Genomic DNA, 23984 nt, shown 5'->3' on the forward strand with positions numbered 1-23984 from the left:
CCTCCACTCTGTCATAGGGAACGGAGGCACCGAGTGGGCGGTTTACCCTCGAAGCATGTCGCTTGAGCCCACGAACACCGAAGCCATCCGCGTCATCACCCGATTCGAAGCCTCCCACGGCATTCCCGACGCGATGCGCGCGGACGTCCGGATGCTCGGCGGCCTGCTCGGGCAGGTGCTGCGCGAGTCGGGCAGTCCGGGCCTGTTCGAGGACGTCGAGCGACTGCGGCTGGCCACGATCCAGGCATCCGACGCCGACGGGAACGGGGCGGCCTTCGCCCGCGCCGCCGAGATCGCCGACTCGTTCTCGATCGAGCGCGCCGACGAGGTCGCCCGCGCCTTCACCTGCTACTTCCACCTCGTCAACCTCGCCGAGGAGCACCAGCGGGTGCGCATCCTGCGCGAGCGGTCGGGGCAGCCGCGCGAGGGCGCGACCGACACCGTCGCGACCGCGTTCGCCCAGCTGACGAAGGAGGTCGGGGAGGACGCCGCCCGCGAGCGCCTCGCCGAGCTGCGGTTCCACCCGGTGTTCACCGCGCACCCGACCGAGGCCCGCCGTCGCGCCGTGTCCGGCAGCATCCGCCGGCTCTCCGACCTGCTCACCGAGCACGATGCGGCGAGCGAGGGCGGCGCCGACGAGCGGCGCGCACGACGGCGGATGCTGGAGGAGATCGACACGCTCTGGCGCACCGCTCCGCTGCGCGCGCAGAAGCCCACCCCGACCGACGAGGTGCGCACCGTGATGGGCGTCTTCGACGAGACGCTGTTCAGCACCGTGCCGCACGTGTACCGCCGGATCGACGACGCGCTGCGCGGCGACGAGTCCGGGGCCAGCGCGCCGATCGTGCCCGCATTCGTTCGCGTCGGCTCCTGGGTCGGCGGCGACCGCGACGGCAATCCGTTCGTGACCGCGGCGGTCACCCGCGAGGCCGCCGAGATCGCGTCCGAGCATGTGCTGCGCGGCCTCGAGCGCGCCATCGAGCGCATCGGCCGCTCGCTCACCCTCGACGCGGCCGACACGCCGCCGAGCGCGGCGGTCGACGCGATCTGGCAGCGCTTCGCCGACGAGCAGCCCGATCTCGCAGACGACATCGCGACCCGCTCGCCGTCCGAGCCGCACCGGCGCACCATGCTCGCCCTCGTGCACCGTGTGCACGCGACCCGCACCGAGCAGACCGGCGCCTACGGCGCCCCCGAGGAGCTGCTCGCCGACCTGCGCGCGGTGCAGTCGTCGCTGGCGGATGCCGGGGCGCGCCGCCACGCGTTCGGCGGCCTGCAGCACCTGATCTGGCAGGTGGAGACCTACGGCTTCCATCTCACCGAGCTCGAGGTGCGTCAGCACTCGAAGGTGCACCGCCAGGCTCTCGCCGAGCTCGACGCCGGCGGAGAGATCAGCGCGCAGACCGAGGAGGTGCTCGACGTCTTCCGTGCGGTCGCCGACATCCAGCGCCGCTACGGGCTGCGCGCCGCCGGGCGTTACGTCGTCTCGTTCACGCAGTCGGCGCAGGACCTCGCCAACGTGCACCGTCTCGCGGCCTACGCACTCGGCGACGACGCTCCGGTGCTCGATGTCGTGCCGCTGTTCGAGACCTTCGCCGACCTGCAGGCGGCTCCCGCGATCCTCGCGGAGGTGGTGCAGTTCCCCGAGTTCCGCGCCCGGCTCGACGCCACCGGCGATCGCCTCGAGGTGATGCTCGGCTACTCCGACTCATCCAAGGACGTCGGCCCGGTCGCCGCCAACCTCGCCCTGTACGAGGCGCAGCGCCAGATCGCCCTGTGGGCGAAGGAGTCGGGCATCCGTCTCACCCTCTTCCACGGCCGCGGCGGTGCGCTCGGCCGCGGCGGCGGACCCGCCAACTCCGCCATCCTCGCGCAGCCGCCGCATTCCGTCGACGGCCGCTTCAAGCTCACCGAGCAGGGCGAGGTCATCTTCGCCCGCTACGGCGAGCCCGCGATCGCGATGCGCCACATCGACCAGGTGGCCGCGGCCACGCTGCTCGCCTCCTCCCCCACGGTCGAGCAGCGCACCAGCGGCGCCGCCGAGCGGTTCGCCGACGTCGCGCAGACGATGGATGCCGCATCCCGCGAGCGCTTCTTCTCGCTGGTCGCCGCCGAAGGGTTCGCACCGTGGTTCGCCACCGTCACCCCCATGGAGGAGATCGGCCTGCTCGCCCTCGGCTCGCGTCCGGCCCGCCGCGGGCTCTCCGTCGAGTCCCTCGAGGACCTCCGGGCGATCCCGTGGGTGTTCGCGTGGACGCAGGCGCGGATCAACCTCGCCGGCTGGTTCGGTCTGGGAACGGCGCTGGATGCCGTCGGCGACGAGGCTCGGCTCATCGAGGCGTACCGCGACTGGCCGCTGCTGCGCACCATGATCGACAACGTCGCGATGAGCCTGGCGAAGACCGACGAGCGCATCGCCCGCGAGTACCTCTCGCTCGGCGACCGCGACGATCTGGCGAAGATCGTGCTCGACGAGCTCGCGCTCACTCGCGACTGGGTGATCCGTCTCACCGGTGGCGAGCAGCTGCTGGGCAACAAGCCCGTGCTGCAGCGCGCCGTGCAGCTGCGCACGCCGTACGTCGACGCCCTGTCGCTGCTGCAGCTGCGTGCCCTGCGCGCGCTGCGCTCCGACATCCAGGGTGAGACCGATCCCGATCTGCAGCGCCTGCTGCTCCTCTCGGTCAGCGGAGTCGCGGCTGGCCTGCAGAACACCGGGTGATAGCATCCCCTGCGACTTCTCGTCGGAGGCGGAGCCGCCCGCCAGCTAAAGTGAAGGCTCCAGCCTGATCCGGCGAAGCATCACGCGACACGATCGCACTCCCCCATCCCCCACCAGAAAGCTTCCCGCGTGACAGAGAACACTGCCGACTTCCATCCGCTCAGCGATGCCGCCCAGCCCGTCTTCGACGCGGTGCGCGACCTCAACCCGAATGAGCCGGAGTTCCACCAGGCGGTGCACGAGGTGCTGCACTCGATCGGACCCGTCCTCGAGCGCCACCCGAAGTACCTCGACCAGGGCGTCCTCGAGCGCCTCGTCGAGCCCGAGCGTCAGATCATCTTCCGTGTGCCGTGGATCGACGACGCGGGCCGGCTGCAGGTCAACCGCGGCTACCGCGTGCAGTACAACTCCGCCCTCGGCCCGTACAAGGGTGGCCTGCGCTTCCACCCCTCGGTGAACATCTCGATCATCAAGTTCCTCGGCTTCGAGCAGATCTTCAAGAACGCGCTCACCGGCCAGGGCATCGGCGGCGGCAAGGGCGGGTCGAACTTCGACCCGCACGGCAAGAGCGAGGCCGAGGTGATGCGCTTCTGCCAGTCGTTCATGAGCGAGCTGTTCCGCCACATCGGCGAGCACACCGACGTCCCCGCGGGTGACATCGGCGTCGGCGGTCGCGAGATCGGCTACCTGTTCGGCATGTACCGCAAGATGACGAACCGGCACGAGTCGGGCATCCTCACCGGCAAGGGCATCGGCTGGGGCGGCGCTCAGGTGCGCACCGAGGCGACCGGCTACGGCGCGGTGTTCTTCGTGCAGGAGATGCTGGCCGTGCACGGCGAGAACCTCGAGGGCAAGCGCGTCGCCGTGTCGGGCTCGGGCAACGTCGCGATCTACGCGATCGAGAAGGCCACGCAGCTCGGCGCGCGGGCGGTCACGGCATCCGACTCGTCCGGCTACATCGTCGACGACGCGGGCATCGACCTGGCGCTGCTGCGTCAGATCAAGGAGGTCGAGCGCGGCCGCATCGTGGAGTACGCGAACCGCCGGCCCGGCGCGCGCTTCATCGAGGGCGGCAACGTCTGGGAGACCCCGGTCGACATCGCCGTGCCGTCGGCGACGCAGAACGAGCTGAACGAGGATTCGGCCCGCATGCTCATCGCGAACGGCGTGCGCGCGGTCGCCGAGGGCGCCAACATGCCCTCGACGCCGGAGGCGGTCGGCGCGTTCCAGGACTCCGAGGTGCTGTTCGCCCCGGGCAAGGCCGCGAACGCGGGCGGCGTGGCCACCTCGGCCCTCGAGATGAGCCAGAACGCCTCGCGTCAGCGGTGGAACTTCGCGAACAGCGAGCAGAAGCTGCGCGACATCATGGCCGACATCCACGACGCGTCGTTCCGCGCCGCAGAGCGCTACGGCACTCCCGGCGACTACGTCGCGGGCGCCAACATCGCCGGATTCGAGCGCGTCGCCGAGGCGATGCTCGCGCAGGGCGTCATCTGACCCCTGCCGCGTCGCGATCCTTCGCCGAGAAACCACCCTCTGCCTGAGAAACCATGCGCGAGCGCACTTCTCACGCGGAAGGTGGTTTCTCGCGTGAAGAGGCGGCTCAGATCAGGTGGTCGTCGGCGTGCCGGGCGAGCGAGCTCGCGTAGCGCTCGGTGAGCTGCACCATCAGGTCGGGGGTGTCGCGGTCGACGCCGAACACGTGCCCCGGGAAGTCCAGATCGGGCATCGCGGCGGCGATCTCGTCCGCCTGATCGGGTGAGAACAGGCGCACCGGATGCCCGACCGCCACCCAGCCGATCGGGACGACGGTGCCCTCGGGAAGCACCGCGCGGCGCTGGATGATCGCGTTGACCCGCACCTCGCAGCGCGGGCCGACCAGCGCGCCGTTGAACACGCGGGCGCCGGATGCCAGGAACACCTCCTCACCGACGGTCGCGCCGGCGATGCTGGCGAGTGTGCCGACGAGGGTGTGGTCGCCGATGTGCACGGCGTTGGCCGCGGTGGCGCGGATGAGCGCGTTCTCCATCACGATCACGTGCTCGCCGAGCGTGATCGGCCCGCCCTCGGCGGTGATCACCGCCCCGTGCAGCACCTGGCAGCTCGGGCCGATCTCGACGTCGCCCGAGATCACAGCGGTCGGCGCCACGACGGCGGTGTCGTGGATGCGGGGCCGAGCCCCGAGGTGCTCGTACATCATGCGGCCAGACTAGCCCTGTGCGTCAGCGGGCGCGCAGCACCGCGGGCAGCACGATGTGCACCTCGGGGATCATGCCCGGGGTCACGCGCTTGCGGAAGATCCAGTAGCTCCACGCCTGGTAGAGCAGGATCACCGGCAGCGACACCGCGGCCACGACCGTCATCACGCCGAGCGTGTACGGACCGTTCGCCGCGTTCCACACCGTGAGGTCGAAGGCGGCATCCACCGTCGACGGCAGCAGCCGGGGGAACATCCCCGCGAAGATCGCCGCGGCGCCGAAGAGCCCGAACCCCGCGAAGCCGATGAACGCCCGTCCTTCGTACCGGCGCCGCGCGGCCGTCCAGCCGAAGACCGCGGCGAGCACGGCGAAGACGATGAGAGTCCACGCGAGCACGCTGCTGCCGCCGTGCGCCAGCTGCACCCAGATCGCCCACACCGCCGCCGGGGCGATGCACAGCGGCGCCCAGCGGGCGGCGAATCGTCCGGCACGGTCGCGCACCTCCCCGTCGGCCTTCAGCCCGAGGAACGTCGCCGAGTGCAGCAGCGCGAAGCCCACCACCGCGAGTCCGCCGACCACGGCGGGCAGCGTGAGCCAGACGAAGGGCCCGCCGACGCGGTCGCCGTTCGCATCGATGGGCAGGCCGGTCGAGGTCAGGGCGAGCGCCGCGCCGATGCAGAACGCGACGATGAGCGAGCCCAGGCCGATCATCCACGTCCAGAACGTGCGCCAGCGCTCGGTGTGGATCTTGCCGCGGTACTCGATGCCGACCGCGCGCACGATGAGCCCCACGAGGGTGATCGTCAGCGGCACGTACAGGGTCGAGAACAGCGAGGCGTACCAGGCGGGGAACGCCGCGAACATCGCGGCCCCCGCGGTGATCAGCCACACCTCGTTGCCGTCCCACACCGGACCGATCGTGTTCAGCATGACGCGGCGCTCGCGCTCGGATCGGGTGGAGAAGACCATGTGCATGCCGACTCCGAGGTCGAACCCCTCGAGCAGCAGGTAGCCGGTCCAGAGCACGGCGATCGCCACGAACCAGACGACGGGAAGCGGTTCCATCTGCGGTGTTCCTCTCGGATCGGTCAGTAGGCGAACGCGAGCACGTCGTCGCGCTTGTCGGGGTCGGTGTCGTGGTCGTCGGCATGTGCGGATGCCGTGAGCTCGGGCATCGAGGCGGCGACGCCGCCGCGCACGTACTTCACCATCAGGTACAGCTCGATCACGAGCATCACGCCGTACACGGCGCTGAGCGTGATCACCGAGAACAGCAGCTCACCCGCCGTCACCCCGGGAGACACGGCCGCCGCGGTGTACATGAACACGCCGTCCACGCCGGTCGCGTCCGGGTTGGGGGCGACGACGAACGGCTGGCGGCCCAGCTCGGTGAAGATCCATCCGGCGATGTTCGCGGCAAAGGGCGCGACGATGCCGAGCAGCGCGAGCCGCATGATCCACGGTGACGACGGCACGGTGCCCTTGCGGGTCAGCCACAGCGCGACCGCGCCGCCGAACGCGACGATCCCACCGAGGCCGATCATCAGCCGGAAACCCCAGTAGGTGACCCACATCACGGGCACGTACTGCACGTCGGTGCCCGCCATGTCGCCGTAGAGCGCGTCGTCGGGGATCGTCTTGCCGTACTGGTCGACGTACTGCGGCTCGAGGTCGTTGATGCCGGGCATCTCCGCGCCCCACTCCCCCGTGCCGAGGAAGCCGAGCACGCCTGGGATCTCGATGAGGGTGACCACGTCGGCGCAGTCCGTCGATCCGGGGTCGCCGAGGGAGAGCACCGAGAACGACGAGCCGGTGTGGCAGGCGGCCTCCGCCGCCGCCATCTTCATCGGCTGCTGCTCGTACATGAGCTTGCCCTGGATGTCTCCGGATGCCACGGTGCCGAGGAATCCCGCGATGGCCACGACCGCGCCGAAGCGCAGCGACCAGATCCACACGCCGTGGTCCTTCTTGTCGCGCCCCGCCACGGCATCCGCCTGCCCGACGATCACGCGACCGGTCTCGTCGACGGAGTCGATGCCGTCGTGGCGGCGCCGCCACAGGTGGTACCAGGAGATGCCGAGCAGGAACATGCCGGCGACGACGAGAGCACCGAAGATCGTGTGGGTGTACGCGGCGATCGCGGTGTTGTTCGTGATCACGGCCCACACGTCGGTCATCACCGGGCGTCCGTCGGCGCCGAGCTCGACACCGACCGGGTGCTGCATCCACGAGTTCGCGACGATGATGAAGAACGCCGAGATCCACGAGCCGATGACGGCGCACCACAGCGCCGCCAGATGCAGGCCCTTGCGCAGCCTGCCCCAGCCGAAGATCCAGATGCCGAGGAACGTCGACTCGACGAAGAACGCGAGCAGACCCTCCATGGCCAGCGGTGCGCCGAACACGTCGCCGACGAAGCGGGAGTACTCGCTCCACGCCATCCCGAACTGGAACTCCTGCACGAGGCCGGTGGCGACGCCGACGATGAAGTTGATCAGGTAGACCTTGCCCCAGAACTTCGTCATGCGCAGGAACTTCTCGTCTCCCGTGCGCACCCACCGGGTCTGCATGATCGCGACCATCAGGCCGAGGCCGATCGTCAGCGGCACCATGAGGAAGTGATAGACGGTCGTGATGCCGAACTGCCAGCGGGCGATGTCGAGGACGTCCACGCGGTTTCTCCGTTCGCGAAGGGGCGGCGGCGATCCGCCACAGCAATTCTACGCCTCGTAGAACTTCTTCGACACACGATAGAACAAATTCGACAGGGAGTAGAATCGCAGGAGCCGGGAAAAACCCGGCAGAGGAGGGATGCACCGATGGGCACGCTCGGAGAACTCGAACGAGCAGTGATGGACGCCATCTGGGACGCCGATACGGCGCTCAGCGCCTACGACGTGCAGCACCAGCTGGAAGCCGACGGCCGCGCGCTGGCGGTGACCACCCTGCTCACCGTGCTGTCACGCCTCGAGAAGAAGGGCTTCGTCGCCTCGGACCGTTCGGCGCGCCCGCACCGCTACACCGCGGTCGCCTCGCGCGCCGATCATGTCGCCGAGCTGATGCACTCGGTGCTCGGCGACGCCGGCGACCGCACCGCCGTGCTCGAGCGCTTCGTCGGCGGGGTCTCCGCCGAGGATGCCGCCGTGCTGCGTCAGCTGCTGGGCCGCTCGGGCTGAGCGAGGCACCGTGCTGAACGGCGACGAGCCATGCTGACGACCCTCGCCGAGGTCGCCCCGAGCGGCGCGCTCGTGATCCCGCACGGGGTCGTGCTGTTCGGCGCGGTCGCGCTCGGGCTGATCGCGATCGCGCTGGCCTGGCCGGTGCCCGTGGCGCTGTCGCGCGCGTCGTGGCCGATGCGCGCGCCCGTGATGGCTCTCCTGCTCTGGCAGGCGATCGGCCTCGCCGGCGGGCTGTCGATGATCGGCGCGCTGGCCCTGGCGGGGTACGCCGCGCTGCCCGGGCATCCGTGGCTCGCACCGATCCCCGCCGCGCTGTTCACCGTCTATCTGCTGACGCATCTGGGTGTGACCATCGTGCAGGTCACGAGGCAGCGGCACCGCCACCTCGCACTGCTCGAGATGCTCACCTCCCCGCATCCGACCCGCGCCCGCACCCGCGTCATCGACGACGCGGTGCCCATGGCGTACTGCCTGCCCAACGGGCCCCGCTCGGTCACCGTGCTCTCGCAGGGGCTGCTCGACCGCCTCGACGCGGATGAGCTGGTCGCCGTGATCGCGCACGAGCGCGCGCACGTCGAGCAGCGTCATGATCTGCTGCTGCTGGCCTTCCGCGCGTGGCGCTCGGCTCTGCCATGGTTCCCGATCGCCGCGCGCGCCGAGGTCGAGGTCGCCGCCCTCGTCGAGATGCTCGCCGACGACCACGCCCGCCGCGAGGTGCGCGACGAGGTGCTGGCCCGGGCGATTCTGCAGGTCGGGGCCAGCGGCGTGCCGGGCGCGGATCAGCCCGTCTCGGGATCGATGCGGGTGAGCGACAGGTTCCGGAGGCTTGCCGGCTGAGACGGTCTTCGGTTCCGCGCGCTTTCGACGCCCGCGCGGTCAGCCGGCGACCGGCACGGCCTGGGCGTCCAGTCGGACGACGGCGTCGGCCTCGCGCCGGTCGGCCCGCCGGTGCGAGACGAGCACGACGATGCGATCGGCGGTGGCGCCGCGCACGTCGGCCATCATCGCCGCGGCGGTCGGCCGATCGAGGTGCGCAGTGGGCTCGTCGAGCAGGAGCACCTCGGCGCGGGTGAGCAGGGCCCGCGCGACGGCGAGCCGCTGACGCTCCCCTCCGGAGAGCGCGGAGCCGCCAGGGCCGACCCGGGCATCGAGGTCGCCGTCGAGCGCGGCCAGCAGACCGGAGAGACCCGCCTGCCCGAGCACGCCCCGCAGCACGTCGTGGTCGGGCGCATCATCGCGATCGCGCGCGAGCAGCAGGTTGCCGCGCAGCGTGGAGTCGAACACGTACGCGTCCTGCGGGCACCAGGCGACCCGGTCGCGCCACGCGCGCTCGGCGAAGGCGGTGATCGGCTGCCCGTCGGCCGTGATGGCGCCGGATTCCACCGGCAGCGCGCCCATCACCGCCGACAGCAGCGTGGACTTGCCCGAGCCCGACGGCCCGTCCAGCACGAGCCACCCGCCGCGATCGACCGCGGCCGTGACGTTCGACACGGCAGGGGCCGCTGTGCCCGGATAGCGAACCGTCACCGCGTCCAGGCCGAGGCTGGTGACGGCACCCGGTGTCGCGGTGCCCCACGACGGACTCGGCGCCGGCCGCAGCACGACATCGAGGCGACGGACCAGCGTCTGCAGCGCCGGCAGGCGGTGCATCGCCGCGACGAAAGCCGCGAGGGGCTCGAGCAGAGCGAGTGACAGCAGGGCCACGACGGAGGCTGCCTCCGCGGGCAGATCCGGCGAGAGCACCGGCACGAGCACGGCGAGCGTCGTCGTCGCGATGGTGACGACGGCAGCACTCAACCCCGCAGACCACGCGGCGCGCCGCTCGGCCGATGCGAGCTGCCCGGCGTGCACGTCGAGTCGCCGCAGCGCGTCGGTCGCGACCCCGTTGCCACGCAGATCGTCGGCGGCGGAGGCGAGTGCGGCTGTCGAGCGCACGATGGCCGACCGGGCGGCGACGCGATCGTCGGCGGCGCCGCGTTCGCTGAGGACGGCGAGCGCGGATGCGAGGACGACGGCGGTGATCAGCACCGCGGCGACCAGCATGGTGAGGTGCGGGGTGACGAACGCCGCCGTGACGACGGTGCCCGCGAGCACGAGCACGCCTGCGCCGAGAGGCGGGATGACGCGCGGCAGCTGATCGCGCAGGTCGTCGGCGAGGGTGACGAGGTAGTCGAGCGGAGCGCCGCCCTCGAGCAGGCGACGGGAACCGGCGCCGCGCGCGGCGATCGCCCGCCACAGCTGGAGGCGCAGCGCATCGACGACGAGGAAGGTCGCGCGGTGGGTGACCAGGCGATCGGCGTAGCGGCCGGCGGCCCGGCCGATGCCGAAGGCGCGCACGCCGACGATCGCGACGAGCAGGTACATGATGTACTCCTCGACGCTGGCGCGCACGATCAGCCATCCCGACACGGCGGTCAGGGCGACCGCGAGACCGGCGGCGAGCGCCGAGAGCGCCATCGAGCCCGCCCAGAGCCAGGCGTGCGGACGCAGCAGCGCGGCGAGCGTGAGCGCCCGGGCCGGGGCAACCGCACTTCTGAAGGACGACGGCGACTCTGCAGGATGCTCGAGCTCTTCGCGTCCCTCAGCCGCGGAGTCGTCCGGAATCGTCGCGGCCGGTGCGTCATCGACGGTGGCCGTGACCGGCGCTCCCACCGCGATGAACCGGTCGGCGAGCGCGAGGGTGTCGGGCTCGTGGCTGGCGAGCACGATCGTGCACCGGTCGGCGCGGCGCCGCAGCGCATCGCGCACGAGCTGAGCGGCAACGGGGTCGAGGTGCGCGGTGGGCTCGTCGAGGACGAGGAGGCGCGCGCCGGCATCCACTCGCGCGAGGGCGCGCGCGACGGCCAGCCGACGCTGCTCACCCGGGCTGAGCTCGGCGACCGCCGCGTCCATCAGACGCCCGAGACCGAGCTCGTCGAGCACCTCGACGCCGCCGCCGTACAGCGCGAGCTCCTCCCGCGGTGTCGCGGCGAAGGCGCGCGGGGCCTGGGGCGCCCAGGCCACGGCATCCGGATCGACTCCCTGCACCGCACCCGAGATCGCCGCCTCCGCCGGCAGCGCCCCGGCGAGCACACCGAGAAGCGTCGACTTGCCCGCACCGCTGGGGCCGGTGATCGCCGTGATCTCGCTGATCTCCGCTGTCACGGCGCGCAGCGCGGGTGCCTGGCGTCCGGGGTAGGTGACCGTCAGCGCGTCGACGCGGATCGGACCCGTCGAGTTGCCGCGCGCATCGCGACGGCGCGGTGCGCCGAGCATCGCCTTCACGCGCTCGAGCGCCGAAAGTCCGTCCTGAGAGGCGTGGAACGCCGTGCCGACATCGCGCAGGGCGGTGAAGCACTCGGGCGCGAGGATCAGCGCGACGAGCGCGGGCTCGAGCGCCATGGTGCCGTTCAGCAGACGCAGGCCGAGGAACACGGCGACCACGGCGACCGAGATCGTCGCGATCAATTCGAGCGCGAGGGCCGACAGGAACGCCCAGCGCAGGGTCTCCTCGGTGCGCTGCCGGTAGCGGCGCTGAATGCCGTCGAGCGCCCGCGTCTGCTCGTCGACCCGGCCGAGGCCCACGAGAACGGGCAGGCCGCGGGCGAGCTCGGTGAGGTGATCCGCGAGGCGGGTGAGAGCGCCGAGCGCCGCGTCGGTGCGCTGCTGGGTGTGCCTGCCGATCAGGACCATGAACAGCGGCACGAGCGGCACGGTGATCACGATGATGAGGGCGCTGAGCCAGTCGGCGCCGAGGATCCTCGCGCCGACGAGCAGCGGCACGATCGCCGCGCCGACCAGCGAGGGCAGCGACTGGATGAAGTACTCGTCGAGGTCGTCCAGCCCGTCGGCGGCGAGCACGGCGGTGCCGCCACCGGCCCGATCGCCGTCGACGATGCGAGCCCACAGCCTCGAGCGCAGATCCCGCTTGACGGCGGTGGCGACCCGGCGGGAGACGACGGCGGTGGCCCACTCCGCCGCTGCGCGCAGCAGCGCGCCGCCGACGCCGATGGCGAGGATGGCGCGGGTGGCCTCGGGGGCGAGACCGGATGCCGCGAGCCCTGCGATTCCGCGCGCAACGGCCTCGGCGATGAGCACCAGCCCGAGGGCACGGACCGCCGCCAGCGCGCCCAGGACGTAGAGCGCCCGCTTCGGCACGGATGACAGGTCGGGCCGACGTGACGGTGCCTGCGGGCGCGACGCCTCGAGCACCCACGGGTCGTTCTGGTCAGCGCTCACCCTGCAATTCTACAAGACGTAGAAGTGCGCGTCGTGCCAGGCAGCCGCTCGGTCAGACGCCGGCGGGCTCCGCCTTCACCGGCTCGGGGAACATCGCCGTGAACAGCTGGCCGACCCACTCGATCAGATCGGAGTCGACCGGCATCGGCACGACCAGCGCCTCTCCCCCGCCGACCAGCTTCGCCTTCGGGTACAGCCGCTGCAGGCGCACCTTCATCGAGTCCTCGAAGCGCGCCGGCGCGATGCGCAGGTTCGACCCCATCGCGACGACATCCGACAGGCCCGCCCGCGCGGCCCGCCGGCGCAGACGCGCCACCTTCACCAGCGTCGTCACCTCGTCGGGGAACGCTCCGTAGCGGTCGACGAGCTCCTCGACCACGAGGTCGATCGCGTCGTCCGCCGCCGAGACCGTCGCCGCCGACGACAGCTTCTGGTATGCCTCCAGCCGCAGCCGCTCGCTGTCGATGTAGTGCTCGGGGATGCGGGCATCCACCGGCAGCTCCAGACGCAGCTCGACTTCGGAGTTCGTGTCCTCCCCGCGGAACGTCGCCACGGCCTCGCCGATCATGCGCAGGTACAGGTCGAATCCGACTCCCGCGATGTGTCCCGCCTGCTCGGCGCCGAGCAGGTTGCCCGCGCCGCGCAGCTCGAGATCCTTCAACGCCACCTGCATGCCCGAGCCGAGGTCGTTGTTCACGGCGATGGTCTGCAGCCGGTCGGCGGCGGTCTCGCTGAGCGGCTTCATGTCGTCGTAGAGGAAGTACGCGTAGGCGCGCTCCCGTCCTCGCCCGACGCGTCCGCGCAGCTGGTGCAGCTGCGACAGGCCGTACTTGTCGGCACGGTCGATGATGATCGTGTTCGCGTTCGAGATGTCGAGGCCGGTCTCGATGATGGTGGTCGAGACGAGGACGTCGTACTTGCGCTCCCAGAAGTCGTCCACGACCTGCTCGAGCTGGTGCTCGCCCATCTTGCCGTGCGCGACGGCGATGCGCGCCTCGGGCACCAGCTCGGCGAGCTCGGAGGCGACGCGCTGGATCGACTGCACGCGGTTGTGCACGAAGAACACCTGCCCCTCGCGCAGGATCTCGCGGCGGATCGCCGCGGCGATCTGCTTATCGCTGCGCGGGCCGACGAACGACAGGATCGGATGCCTGTCCTCCGGCGGCGTCTGCAGCGTCGACATCTCACGGATGCCCGTCACCGCCATCTCGAGCGTGCGCGGGATCGGCGTGGCGCTCATGGCGAGGATGTCGACGTTGGTCTTCATCTTCTTCAGCGCGTCCTTGTGCTCGACGCCGAAGCGCTGCTCCTCGTCGATGATCATCAGGCCCAGATCCTTGAAGATGACCTGGTCGGTGAGGATGCGATGCGTGCCGATCACCATGTCGACCGATCCGTCGAGGAGGCCCTGCAGAGTCAGGCGCGCCTCCTTGTCGGTCTGGAACCGCGACAGCGGGCGCACCTTCACGGGGAAGCCCGCGAAGCGCTCGGTGAACGTCTCGAGGTGCTGCTTGACGAGCAGGGTGGTCGGCACGAGCATCGCGACCTGCTTGCCCTCCTGGATCGCCTTGAACGCGGCGCGCACGGCGACCTCGGTCTTGCCGAAGCCGACGTCGCCCGAGAGCAGGCGGTCCATCGGGATGGGCCGCTCCATGTCGGCCTTGATCTCCTCGATCGTCTGCAGCTGGTCGTGGGTCTCGGCGAACGGGAAGGCTTCCTCCAGCTCGCGCTGCCAGGGCGTGTCGGGTCCGAACGCGTGCCCCTTCGAGCTCATCCGCGCCGAGTACAGCTTCACCAGCTCGACGGCGATGTCGCGCACCGCCCGTCGTGCCTTGCCCTTCGCCGCGGCCCAGTCGCTGCCGCCCATCTTCGACAGGGTCGGCGCCTCGCCGCCGACGTACTTCGAGAGCATGTCGAGCTGATCCGTGGGCACGAACAGCTTGTCGCCGGGATAGCCGCGCTTCGACGGCGCGTACTCGAGCACCAGGTACTCGCGGGTGGTCTTCACCGCGTTGCGCCCGCCCGACGACACCTCGCGCTTGGTCATCTCGACGAAGCGCCCGATGCCGTGCGTGGAGTGCACGACGAAGTCGCCTTGCTTCAGCTGCAGCGGATCGACGACGTTGCGGCGACGCGAGGCGAGCTTCTTGACCATGCGCTGGTCGCCGCCGATCGTGCGACCGTAGAACTCGTTGTCGGTGAGCACGGCGATCCGGGCATCCGGCACCTGGAAACCCGACTCGACCGACCCGGCGACCAGCGTCGCCACTCCGTTCTCGGGCTCATCCGTGAGGCTGTCGACGATGCGGGCGGCGAGGCCGCGGTCGCTGAGCACGTCGCGGGCGCGCTCGACGAGACCCTGCCCGGACGAGATCACCACCACCCGCCAGCCCTCGCCGAGTCGCGCCTCGACGAACGCGATCGCCCCGTCGACGTTGCCGTGGAAGGACGGGATGACCGATGAGTCCAGGTGCTCGGCGGCGTCGTCGTCGGTGGCGAACGGGGTCACCCGCCACCACACGCCGTCGCGCTCGTGCACGATCTCGCGCATGCGTCCGAGGCTGATGAAGTCTCCCGCACCGAGGTCGATCGGCGCCGAGGCGCCCGAGGTGGCGGCGCTCCATGCCGCGTCGAGGAACTCGCGGTTCGTCTCGCCGAGGTTCTGCGCGCGGGAGCTGGCGCGCTCGGGGTCGACGACCGCCGTCGCGGATCCCTCCGGCAGATACTCGGCGAGCGTCATGAGGGGGCCGGAGACCACCGGCAGCAGAGACTCCATGCCCTCGACCGGGATGCCCTGCGACATCTTCTCGAGCATCGACGACATCGCCGGGAACCGGGCGATGAGCTCACCGGCACGCTCTCTCACATCGGCGGTGAGCAGCAGCTCGCGGCTTGCGGCGAGCGAAACCGATTCCACGTCGCCGGGCAGGGATCGCTGGTCGGCGACCGAGAAGGCGCGGATCTGGTCGACCTCGTCGCCGAAGAACTCCACCCGCAGCGGGTGGTCGGCGGTGGGCGGGAAGACGTCGAGGATGCCGCCGCGCACCGCGAACTCTCCGCGCCGGGAGACCATGTCCACCCGCGAGTAGGCCCGCTCGACCAGCTGCTCGACCGCGTCCTCGAGCTCGACGCCGCGTCCGCCGACGCGCAGCTCGAGGGGTGCGGCGTCGCCGAGGTTGGCGGCGAGCGGCTGCAGGGCGGCCCGCACCGAGGCGACGACGACGAGCGGCTTCTCGCCGGTCCAGGTGACGATGCGGCGCAGCGTCTCCAGTCGTCGTCCGACGGTGTCGGGGCTCGGGCTCAGCCGCTCGTGCGGCAGTGTCTCCCAGGCCGGGAAGGTGAGGATCTCGGCGTCGGCGAGGTAGGCGTCCAGCGCCGCGGCGACGGATTCGGCACGACGCCCGGTGGGGGTGACGACGAGGGCGGATGCCGGCTTGCCCGCCGCCGCGCGCTTGCGCAGCAGCCCCGCGATGATCGGAGCGTCGAGGCCGTCGACCGCCGAGATCTCGGCATCGGTCTGCGCCCAGGTGAGGGCGTCACGGTACAGGTTCGCCTTTTCCAAGGCGCGCAGAATCCCCGGAACAGTCACCGGATGATTCTAGTCGCGACGATCGGCGTCGGGCTCGCCGACGCCGGGCGCACCGGGATCGCTGGGCAGCGGCAGGTCGCCCCGCCCCCGACGGCTGCGCCGTGTGCCCCGGAAGCCCTCGACCGCGAGAACGGCGAGTGCGACGGCGAGGATGACGTACACGACGGCGTCCGCGCCCTGCATCCGCTCGCCCAGCAGCAGTGCGACGCCGACCAGCAGAACCGGCTCGACGTAGCTGAGCAGGCCGAACACGGGCAGCGGCAGCAGGGTCGCCGCGGCCAGGTACAGCGACATCGCGGCTGCGCTGGCGACACCGATGCCCGCCAGACCCGCGAGCTCGGCGGCAGAGACGGCACCGGGCGCGGCGGTCATGAGGAAGAGCACGGCCAAGGGCACCATGAGCAGCGACTCGGCACCGAACACGATCGGCCCGTCGAGGCCGAAGCGCTGTCGCACCACGAAGTAGACCGTGTAGGGCACGCAGATCGCCAGCGTCACCCACGACAGCTGCGGAGTGGCGGCGATCTTCACCACGACGGCGACGGCAGCGAGAGACACGACGAGCCACTGCATCCGGCTCACCCTCGCGCGCAGCAGGAACCGCCCGCCGAGGACGAGGCAGATGGGCAGCAGCAGGTAGCCGAGCGAGGTGTCGAGGGCGTGGCCGTGCATCGGCGCCCACATGAACAGCCAGAGCTGGAAGCCGATGATCGCGGCGAGACCGGCGAGCAGCAGCGGCATCCACCAGCGCGCCCTCAGCCGGCGCACCAGCACGCGCAGCTGCGCGCGGGCCAGGGGATGCAGCAGCGCGAGCGCGTAGCAGGCGAAGGTCACGAGGATCCGCCAGGCGAAGACCACCTCGGCGGACGAGCTGAGCACGCCGGCGAGAAGGAAGATCGCTCCGAAGAGCACCGAGGCGAGCACCGAGGCGAGCACCCCGCGCGGCGAGGTGTGCTGCACCGTCACTTCCGCCTCCGTCTTCCGCGCACCGCCGACCGGTGCTGCACCGCCGTCCAGGATATCGGCGCCGCGGTTCCGGATAACGTTGCCCGATGGACCCTGTCACCCTGCGCACCGAGCGCCTCGTGCTGAGCATCCCGACCGAAGCCGACGTCGACGCGATCACCGCCGCCTGTCAAGACCCCGAGGTGCCCCGCTGGACGACGGTGCCGAGCCCGTACACACGGGAGAACGCGGTCGAGTTCATCGAGCTGGCCACCGGGTGGTGGGCCGACGGCGTCGAGACTGTGTGGGCGATCCGCAAGAACGGCGTGCTGGCCGGCATGATCGGCCTGCACCGGATCGCCGAGCATCCGCACGGCGGCGACGCCGAGATCGGGTTCTGGGGAGTCGCGCGGTTCCGAGGGCAGGGCGTGATGGGCGAGGCAGCGCGAGCCGTGATCGACTTCGCGTTCGGCGAGCTCGGCCTCGCCCGGGTCAGCTGGCGCGCGGTGGTCGGCAATGTCGCGTCGGCCCGCACCGCGCGTTCGCTCGGCTTCCGATACGAGGGGATGCTGCGCCAGGGCCTCACCAGCGCACGCGGTCGCGACGACGGCTGGATCGCCGGCCTGCTGGCATCCGACGACCGGACTCCGGTCGAGTGGCCCGTGCTCTGACGCACGATGCGTGACAGGATGACGGCATGCCCGAGATGCCAGAGGTGCAGGGACTGGTCGGCTTCCTGGCGGAGCGCGCGGTCGGACGCACGCTCACGCGCGCGAGCGTCACGTCGATCGCGGCTCTGAAGACGTTCGATCCGCCGGTCACCGCGCTGCAGGACGCGGTGATCACAGCAGCCGCGCGGCATGGCAAGTTCGTCGATCTCGCCTTCGGTGACAACCTGCATCTGGTGTTCCACCTCGCCAAGGCGGGATGGCTGCGCTGGTACGACGAGCTGCCGACCACGCTCATCAAGCCGGGGCGCAGCCCGATCGCGATGCGCGTGGCGCTCGACGACGGCAGCGGATTCGATCTCACCGAGGCGGGCACGAAGAAATCGCTGGCGATCTACGTGGTGCGCGATCCGATGGACGTGCCGGGCATCGCCCGCCTCGGCCCCGATCCGCTCGATCCCGCCTTCACCCGCGACGCGTTCGCCGCGCTGCTGGCCGGGCGACGCACCCAGATCAAGGGGCTGCTGCGCGACCAGGGTCTGATCGCCGGCATCGGCAATGCGTACAGCGACGAGATCCTGCACGCCGCGAAGATGTCCCCCTACGCGCCGGCCGCGAACCTCGACGACGGCGAGGTCGACCGTCTCTACGAGGCGATGCAGCAGACGCTGCGCGAGGCCGTCGCGGAGGCGGCGGGCAAGCCGCCGGCGGATCTGAAGGATGCCAAGCGGCGGGGCATGCAGGTGCACGCCCGCCGGGGCGAAGCGTGCCCGATCTGCGGCGACACGGTGCGCAGCGTGTTCTTCGCCGACCGCAGCATGGAGTACTGCCCCACCTGTCAGACCGGCGGGCGGGTGCTGGCCGATCGCCGGCTGTCGCGTCTGCTGAAATGACGACGGTGTGACGGGGAATGAATCGATCCCGTCCACGTTGACTAGACTCAGAGCATCAACGTGCTCCGGGGTCGGTGCGAATCCGAACCGGCGGTGACAGTCCGCGAACGCCTGGTGACAGGCGCCGATCCGGTGGAAATCCGGGACCGACGGTGATGCGAGCATTCGCTCGCTAGTCCGGATGAGAGGCAGCACGTGGCGTACGCGTGCGCTGCAGACCCCGGGAACCCAGAGAAGGATGACCGATGGCAGTGAGCGCAGCCGAACGCGACGCGATGCGTCGCGCCCTCGCGCTCGCGGCCAATGGCCCGCGCGGTCTCAACCCGCAGGTGGGCGCCGTCATCCTCTCCCCCACGGGCGACGTGCTCGCCGAGGGCTGGCACCGCGGCGCCGGCACCGCGCACGCCGAGGTCGACGCGCTCTCCCAGCTCGGGCCGGGAGAGGCATCCGGCGCGACCGCCGTCGTCACGCTCGAGCCGTGCAACCACACCGGGCGCACCGGCCCGTGCGCGCAGGCGCTGATCGATTCGGGCATCGCACGCGTCGTGTACGCGACGGGGGACCCGGGCGACGTCTCCGGCGGCGGCGCTGATCGGCTCCGCGCCGCGGGCGTCGAGGTGGTCGCGGGCGAGCAGGCGGATGCCTCGCGCGCCCTCATCGGCGACTGGCTGACCGTGCAGCGGCTGGGCCGACCTCACGTCACGGTGAAGTGGGCGCAGAGCCTCGACGGCCGCGCTGCGGCATCCGACGGCACCAGCCAGTGGATCACCGGTCCCGACGCCCGCACCGACGTGCACCGCCGGCGGGCCGAGGCCGACGCGATCGTCGTGGGAACGGGGACGCTGCTCGCCGATGACCCGGCTCTCACCGCCCGCGACGGCGACGCTCTGCTCCCCCATCAGCCGATCCCGGTGGTGATCGGCTCGCGTCCGACTCCCGCCGACGCCGCCGTGCACCGGCATCCGCATGCTCCGCTGTTCTACGGCACCCGCGACCTGTCGGCCGTGCTCGAGGATCTGCGCGTGCGCGGGGTACAGCGCGTGTTCGTCGAGGGCGGGCCGACGCTGGCGAGCGCGTTCATCGCCGCAGGATTCGTCGACGCGGTGCTCGCCTACATCGCCCCGGTGCTGCTCGGCGGCGACCGGCTCGCTCTGACCGACATCGGCGTCGGCTCGATCGGCGACGCGCTGCGGCTGCGGATCGACGAGTGGATGCCGCTGGGCGAGGACCTGCTCGCGATCGCACGTCCCGCGACGGACACCGTCGCGGGGAAGGAAGGGATCTGATGTTCACCGGAATCATCGAGGAGATCGGCGAGATCGCCGCGATCGCCGCGTCGGGAGACGGCTGGCGGCTCACCGTGCACGCGCCGAAGGCCGCGGCGGATGCCGTGCACGGCGAGTCGATCGCCGTCAGCGGCGTGTGCCTGACCGTGGTCGGCTCGACCGAGAGCACGTTCGACGCCGACGTCATGAAGCAGACGCTCGACGTGTCGGCGCTCGGCGCCGTCGAGGTCGGCACGCGCGTGAACATCGAGAAGGCCATGCCCGTCGGCGCGCGCCTGGGCGGGCACATCGTGCAGGGTCACGTCGACGGGGTCGGCACCGTGCTCGAGGTGCGCCCCGGAGCCGAGTGGCGCGTGCTGCGCATCAGCGTGCCCGACGAGCTCGCACCGCTCGTCGTCGACAAGGGGTCGATCAGCGTCGCCGGCACCTCGCTCACCGTCAGCGCGGTCAGCGCCGCCGCCGCGGGCGAGCACTGGTTCGAGGTCTCGCTGATCCCCGAGACGCTCGAGGCGACGATCCTCGGCGCGCTCGAGGCGGGCGACGTCGTCAACCTCGAGACCGACATCCTGGCCCGTCACGTGGAGCGCCTGCTGGCGTTCCGCTCACTCACGGAAGGAGGCTCGCGATGAGCCTTTCCCCCCTCTCCGATGCCCTCGACGCGCTGCGCGCCGGCAGGCCGATCATCGTCGCCGACGACGAGAACCGCGAGAACGAGGGCGACATCATCATCTCCGCCGAGCTCGCGACGGCCGAGACGATGGCGTGGATGGTGCGCTGGACCTCGGGCCTGATCTGCGCGCCGATGCCCGCCGACCTCGCCGACCGGCTGAACCTGCCGCCCATGGTCGAGACGAACGAGGACGCCCGCACCACCGCCTACACGGTGAGCGTCGACGCCGCGGAGGGCGTCACCACCGGCATCAGCGCCCACGACCGCGCGCTGACGCTCAACGTGCTGGCGAACCCGGCATCCACCCCCACCAGCCTGATCCGTCCGGGTCACATCCTGCCGCTGCGCGCGGTCGATGGCGGTGTGCGCGAGCGCGGCGGACACACCGAGGCGGCCGTCGAGCTTATGCGACTGGCGGGCCTGCAGCCGGTCGGCGCGATCGCCGAGGTCGTCGCCGACGACGGCAGCATGATGCGCCTGCCCGCGCTGATGGAGCTGGGCGCCCGCGAAGGGGTTCCGGTCATCACGATCGAGCAGCTCATCGCGCACCTGAACGAGGTGGATCCGCGCGACGAGGCCGACTGCCTCGCCCAGCGCACCGGACGCCGCGTCAGCCTGCGCGCGGATGCCAACGTGCCCACCGAACACGGCACGTTCCGCTTCCTCGCCTACAAGGACCGCATCAGCGGCACCGATCACATCGCCGTCGTCTCGGGCACGCCCGGCGACACCGCCCTGGTGCGGGTGCACTCGGAGTGCCTCACCGGCGAGGCGTTCGGGTCGCAGAAGTGCGAATGCGGGCCGCAGCTGCAGGCGGCGCTCGAGCGGATCGACGCAGAGGGCGGCGTCGTCATCTACATGCGCGGCCACGAGGGCCGCGGCATCGGGCTGATCAACAAGCTGCGCGCCTACGCGCTGCAGGAGGAGGGCCTCGACACGGTCGACGCCAACCTCGCCCTCGGACTGCCCGCCGACGCCCGCGAGTACGCGGCCGCCGCCGGCATCCTCACCGACCTCGGCATCTCGAAGGTGCGCCTGCTCACGAACAACACCGACAAGGTGGCGAAGCTGCGCGACCTCGGTCTCGACGTCGTCGAGCAGGTCCCGCTGATCGTCGGCGTGGGCCCGAACAACCACCAGTACCTCGAGACCAAGCGCGACCGCATGGGTCACATCATCGGCGCGGCGGAGCTCGCCGCGGCCCTCGGAAAGGACGACGCATGAGCGGCGCAGGAGCACCCACCCCGACCACCCCGATCGACGGCAGCGGCCTGCGCGTCGTCGTGATCGCCGGCACCTGGCACGAGACGATCTCGAACGGCCTCATCGCGGGCGCGCAGCGCGTGCTCGACGACGCCGGCGCCGCGCACACGCTGGTGCGCGTGCCCGGCTCGTTCGAGCTGGCGGTCGCGGCTCAGGCGGCGTTCGCCGGCGGAGCGGATGCCGTGGTCGCGCTCGGCGTGATCATCCGCGGCGGCACCCCGCACTTCGAGTACGTCTCGGCCGCGACCACCGACGGCCTCAGCCGGGTGGCGCTGGATGCCGGAAAGCCGGTCGGCTTCGGCGTGCTCACCCTCGACGACGAGCAGCAGGGCCTCGACCGCGCGGGCCTCGAAGGCTCGAAGGAGGACAAGGGCGCGGAGGCCGCCGACGCGGCGCTGCGCACCGCGCTGGTCGTCCGCGCGCTGCGCGGCTGACCGCCGCGGGCAGACCGACTAGCCTGGGGTCATGGAGACCCTGCGCCACATCGTCCTGTTCGTTCACCTCATCGGCTTCGCCGTGCTGTTCGGAGCCTGGGCGGTGCAGGCGTTCGGCGGCAAGCGCGAGATCGTCAAGCTGATGCACATCGGTGTCACGATCGCCGCCGTCGCGGGGCTCGCGCTCGCAGCGCCCTGGGGCCTGCCCGACGGCGCCGAGATGAACTACGCCAAGATCGGCACGAAGCTCGTCGTGCTGCTGATCATCGGCGCGTTCCTCGGCATCGGCCAGGCCCGCCAGCGCAAGAGCGGCCAGGTGCCGTCGGCCCTGTTCTGGGGCATCGGCGTGCTGACCGCGGTGAACGCGGGCATCGCCGTCATCTGGTGACCCGGCGGCCCGCCGGGCCCATAGACTCCTCGAGGTTCTGCCTCCGGAGGAGCAACACATGACAACGACCACCGCCCCGGCCAACCCGCGCTCGCGGGTCATCCTGGCCAGCCTCGTCGGCACGACGATCGAGTTCTACGACTTCTACGTCTACGCGACGGCGGCGGTTCTCGTCTTCCCCGTGCTCTTCTTCCCGACCGGCAACGACACCACCTCGCTGCTCGCGTCGTTCGGCGTGTTCGGCGCGGCGATGATCGCCCGCCCGATCGGCGCCGTGGTCTTCGGGCACTTCGGGGACAAGTTCGGCCGCAAGGCGACCCTGGTCGCCTCACTGCTCACGATGGGCATCGCGACGTTCCTCATCGGGCTGCTGCCGACCTTCCAGCAGATCAACTGGTGGGCGGCGCTGCTGCTGCTGGTCCTGCGCCTCGCGCAGGGCTTCGCCCTCGGCGGCGAGTGGTCGGGCGCGGCGCTGGTCGCCACCGAGAACGCGCCCGCGGGCAAGCGCGCCTGGTACGGGTCGTTCCCGCAGCTCGGCGCCCCGCTCGGCTTCATCATCGCGAACGGCATCTTCCTCGGCATCAACGCCCTGCTGCCGCACGAGTCGGACGCCTCCTTGAAGTCGGAGGCGTTCCTGAGCTGGGGTTGGCGCGTACCGTTCCTGTTCTCGGCCGTCATGGTGATCATCGGCCTGTGGGTGCGTCTCAAGCTGGTCGAGTCCGAGACCTTCACTCGCGCGGCCGACACAGGACGCATCCGCAAGCTGCCGCTCGCGACGGTGTTCCGCCACCACTGGAAGCAGCTGATCCTCGGCACGTTCATCATGCTGGCGACCTACGTGCTGTTCTACCTGATGACGAACTTCACGCTCGCATACGGCACGAAGGCCGGCTCGCTCGAGGTGGCGTCGGCCGCCGCGCAGCAGGCCGCCGAGGCGGCCGGCAAGCCGTTCGACGCGTCAGCCTTCGCGGCCCAGTTCTACCCCGGACTCGGCTTCGGCTACACCCAGTTCGTGATCATGCAGATCGTGGGCGTGGTGTTCTTCGGCATCTTCACGCTGCTCTCCGGCCCCTGGGCCGACCGGTTCGGGCGACGCCGCCTGCTGCTGTGGGTGACCGGCGCGATCATCGCCTTCGGCCTCACCTTCAACCTGTTCCTCACGCCGCAGGACGACCCGGCGCTGACCACGGCCGTCGTGCAGGGCTTCCTCATCCTCGGCTTCCTGCTGATGGGCGCCACCTTCGGCCCGATGGGCGCGCTGCTGCCCGAGCTGTTCCCCACGAACGTGCGTTACTCGGGCTCGGCGATCGCGTACAACGTGTCGTCGATCCTGGGCGCCGCCGTCGCTCCGCTGATCGCCGTCGAGCTGTGGCGTCTCGGCGACGGCTCGCCCTGGCTGGTCGGGGTGTATCTGTCGGCCATGGCCGTGCTGACGTTCATCGCACTGTGGCTCTCGCCCGAGACGAAGGACCACGACTACGAGGCCGACCTGGGCGTCGCCGCCCAGCCCTGACGCCCCGCGCCGGGAGCGCGA

At 71.0% G+C, this 23984-nt stretch carries 18 protein-coding genes; 12 read left to right on the top strand and 6 right to left on the bottom strand.

Annotated features, from left to right (window positions below; genetic code table 11):
• The first annotated feature begins 55 nt into the window (after positions 1 to 55).
• The gene (locus V2S04_RS05410; protein ID WP_413637417.1) at positions 56 to 2719 is read left to right on the top strand and encodes a phosphoenolpyruvate carboxylase; all 2664 of its coding nucleotides are present in this window, start codon (positions 56 to 58) and stop codon (positions 2717 to 2719) included.
• Positions 2720 to 2911: 192 nt separating this feature from the next.
• Positions 2912 to 4216: an NADP-specific glutamate dehydrogenase gene (gdhA, locus tag V2S04_RS05415; protein ID WP_413638106.1), complete on the top strand. Its 1305-nt coding sequence runs from the start codon at positions 2912 to 2914 to the stop codon at positions 4214 to 4216.
• A gap of 106 nt (positions 4217 to 4322) precedes the next feature.
• On the opposite strand, the gene V2S04_RS05420 is transcribed toward gdhA, so the two are convergent.
• The 3 genes from V2S04_RS05420 to V2S04_RS05430 are packed head-to-tail and all read right to left on the bottom strand — an operon-like array spanning position 4323 to position 7589.
• On the bottom strand, positions 4323 to 4919 hold the full coding sequence (locus V2S04_RS05420; protein ID WP_340088014.1) for a gamma carbonic anhydrase family protein: 597 nt from the start codon (positions 4917 to 4919) through the stop codon (positions 4323 to 4325).
• 22 nt (positions 4920 to 4941) lie between these two features.
• Complete coding sequence (gene cydB, locus V2S04_RS05425; protein ID WP_413637419.1) at positions 4942 to 5982, bottom strand: cytochrome d ubiquinol oxidase subunit II; 1041 nt, start codon at positions 5980 to 5982, stop codon at positions 4942 to 4944.
• Between the two features lie 23 nt (positions 5983 to 6005).
• Positions 6006 to 7589 (bottom strand): cytochrome ubiquinol oxidase subunit I, encoded by a 1584-nt coding sequence (locus V2S04_RS05430; RefSeq protein ID WP_413637421.1) that lies wholly within the window; start codon positions 7587 to 7589, stop codon positions 6006 to 6008.
• Positions 7590 to 7736: 147 nt separating this feature from the next.
• On the opposite strand from V2S04_RS05430, the gene V2S04_RS05435 reads away from it, so the two are divergent.
• A complete protein-coding gene (locus V2S04_RS05435) occupies positions 7737 to 8093 on the top strand; it encodes a BlaI/MecI/CopY family transcriptional regulator (protein ID WP_413637422.1) in 357 nt (118 codons plus the stop codon).
• A 30-nt stretch (positions 8094 to 8123) separates the two neighbouring features.
• A complete protein-coding gene (locus tag V2S04_RS05440; RefSeq protein ID WP_099195366.1) occupies positions 8124 to 8933 on the top strand; it encodes a M56 family metallopeptidase in 810 nt (269 codons plus the stop codon).
• Positions 8934 to 8972: 39 nt separating this feature from the next.
• Here V2S04_RS05440 and cydC read toward each other — a convergent pair whose 3' ends face one another.
• Genes cydC through rarD form a run of 3 tightly spaced genes read right to left on the bottom strand, consistent with a single transcriptional unit; the run spans position 8973 to position 16869 of the window.
• Complete coding sequence (gene cydC, locus V2S04_RS05445; RefSeq protein ID WP_413637423.1) at positions 8973 to 12314, bottom strand: thiol reductant ABC exporter subunit CydC; 3342 nt, start codon at positions 12312 to 12314, stop codon at positions 8973 to 8975.
• Between the two features lie 52 nt (positions 12315 to 12366).
• Positions 12367 to 15903 carry a transcription-repair coupling factor gene (gene mfd, locus V2S04_RS05450; protein ID WP_413637424.1) on the bottom strand — a complete coding sequence of 1179 codons (3537 nt, stop codon included), beginning with the start codon at positions 15901 to 15903 and terminating at the stop codon, positions 12367 to 12369.
• 9 nt (positions 15904 to 15912) lie between these two features.
• Positions 15913 to 16869, bottom strand: coding sequence for an EamA family transporter RarD (gene rarD, locus V2S04_RS05455; RefSeq protein ID WP_413637426.1), 957 nt, complete (start codon positions 16867 to 16869; stop codon positions 15913 to 15915).
• A gap of 86 nt (positions 16870 to 16955) precedes the next feature.
• On the opposite strand from rarD, the gene V2S04_RS05460 reads away from it, so the two are divergent.
• From V2S04_RS05460 to V2S04_RS05495, 8 genes are all read left to right on the top strand, one after another.
• Positions 16956 to 17519, top strand: coding sequence for a GNAT family N-acetyltransferase (locus V2S04_RS05460; RefSeq protein WP_413637428.1), 564 nt, complete (start codon positions 16956 to 16958; stop codon positions 17517 to 17519).
• A 26-nt stretch (positions 17520 to 17545) separates the two neighbouring features.
• Entirely contained in the window at positions 17546 to 18409 is an 864-nt protein-coding gene (locus V2S04_RS05465) for an Fpg/Nei family DNA glycosylase (protein ID WP_413637430.1), read from the top strand.
• A 245-nt stretch (positions 18410 to 18654) separates the two neighbouring features.
• Positions 18655 to 19695 (top strand): bifunctional diaminohydroxyphosphoribosylaminopyrimidine deaminase/5-amino-6-(5-phosphoribosylamino)uracil reductase RibD, encoded by a 1041-nt coding sequence (ribD, locus tag V2S04_RS05470; protein ID WP_413637431.1) that lies wholly within the window; start codon positions 18655 to 18657, stop codon positions 19693 to 19695.
• On the top strand, positions 19695 to 20324 hold the full coding sequence (locus V2S04_RS05475; protein ID WP_413637432.1) for a riboflavin synthase: 630 nt from the start codon (positions 19695 to 19697) through the stop codon (positions 20322 to 20324). Before ribD ends, V2S04_RS05475 begins: the two co-directional genes overlap by 1 nt.
• Positions 20321 to 21589, top strand: a complete 1269-nt coding sequence (gene ribA / locus V2S04_RS05480) for a GTP cyclohydrolase II (protein WP_413637433.1) — start codon at positions 20321 to 20323, stop codon at positions 21587 to 21589. The genes V2S04_RS05475 and ribA overlap by 4 nt, the downstream gene beginning before the upstream one ends.
• Positions 21586 to 22062 carry a 6,7-dimethyl-8-ribityllumazine synthase gene (gene ribH, locus V2S04_RS05485; protein WP_413637434.1) on the top strand — a complete coding sequence of 159 codons (477 nt, stop codon included), beginning with the start codon at positions 21586 to 21588 and terminating at the stop codon, positions 22060 to 22062. The genes ribA and ribH overlap by 4 nt, the downstream gene beginning before the upstream one ends.
• A 31-nt stretch (positions 22063 to 22093) precedes the next feature.
• Positions 22094 to 22450, top strand: a complete 357-nt coding sequence (locus V2S04_RS05490) for a Fe-S protein (RefSeq protein WP_413637436.1) — start codon at positions 22094 to 22096, stop codon at positions 22448 to 22450.
• Between the two features lie 58 nt (positions 22451 to 22508).
• Entirely contained in the window at positions 22509 to 23963 is a 1455-nt protein-coding gene (locus tag V2S04_RS05495) for an MFS transporter (RefSeq protein WP_413637437.1), read from the top strand.
• Positions 23964 to 23984 lie beyond the last annotated feature (21 nt).

This window comes from Microbacterium sp. OR21, from assembly GCF_047306785.1.
GTDB classification, from domain to species: domain Bacteria; phylum Actinomycetota; class Actinomycetes; order Actinomycetales; family Microbacteriaceae; genus Microbacterium; species Microbacterium esteraromaticum_E.

Coding starts and splice junctions, on each gene's coding strand:
- V2S04_RS05490 (WP_413637436.1), top strand. CDS start 22,094: ATGGAGACCCTGCGCCACATCGTCCTGTTCGTTCACCTCATCGGCTTC.
- ribA (WP_413637433.1), top strand. CDS start 20,321: ATGAGCCTTTCCCCCCTCTCCGATGCCCTCGACGCGCTGCGCGCCGGC.
- V2S04_RS05440 (WP_099195366.1), top strand. CDS start 8,124: ATGCTGACGACCCTCGCCGAGGTCGCCCCGAGCGGCGCGCTCGTGATC.
- V2S04_RS05475 (WP_413637432.1), top strand. CDS start 19,695: ATGTTCACCGGAATCATCGAGGAGATCGGCGAGATCGCCGCGATCGCC.
- ribH (WP_413637434.1), top strand. CDS start 21,586: ATGAGCGGCGCAGGAGCACCCACCCCGACCACCCCGATCGACGGCAGC.
- V2S04_RS05420 (WP_340088014.1), bottom strand. CDS start 4,919: ATGATGTACGAGCACCTCGGGGCTCGGCCCCGCATCCACGACACCGCC.
- V2S04_RS05460 (WP_413637428.1), top strand. CDS start 16,956: ATGGACCCTGTCACCCTGCGCACCGAGCGCCTCGTGCTGAGCATCCCG.
- V2S04_RS05465 (WP_413637430.1), top strand. CDS start 17,546: ATGCCCGAGATGCCAGAGGTGCAGGGACTGGTCGGCTTCCTGGCGGAG.
- V2S04_RS05495 (WP_413637437.1), top strand. CDS start 22,509: ATGACAACGACCACCGCCCCGGCCAACCCGCGCTCGCGGGTCATCCTG.
- ribD (WP_413637431.1), top strand. CDS start 18,655: ATGGCAGTGAGCGCAGCCGAACGCGACGCGATGCGTCGCGCCCTCGCG.
- V2S04_RS05435 (WP_413637422.1), top strand. CDS start 7,737: ATGGGCACGCTCGGAGAACTCGAACGAGCAGTGATGGACGCCATCTGG.
- cydB (WP_413637419.1), bottom strand. CDS start 5,982: ATGGAACCGCTTCCCGTCGTCTGGTTCGTGGCGATCGCCGTGCTCTGG.
- V2S04_RS05410 (WP_413637417.1), top strand. CDS start 56: ATGTCGCTTGAGCCCACGAACACCGAAGCCATCCGCGTCATCACCCGA.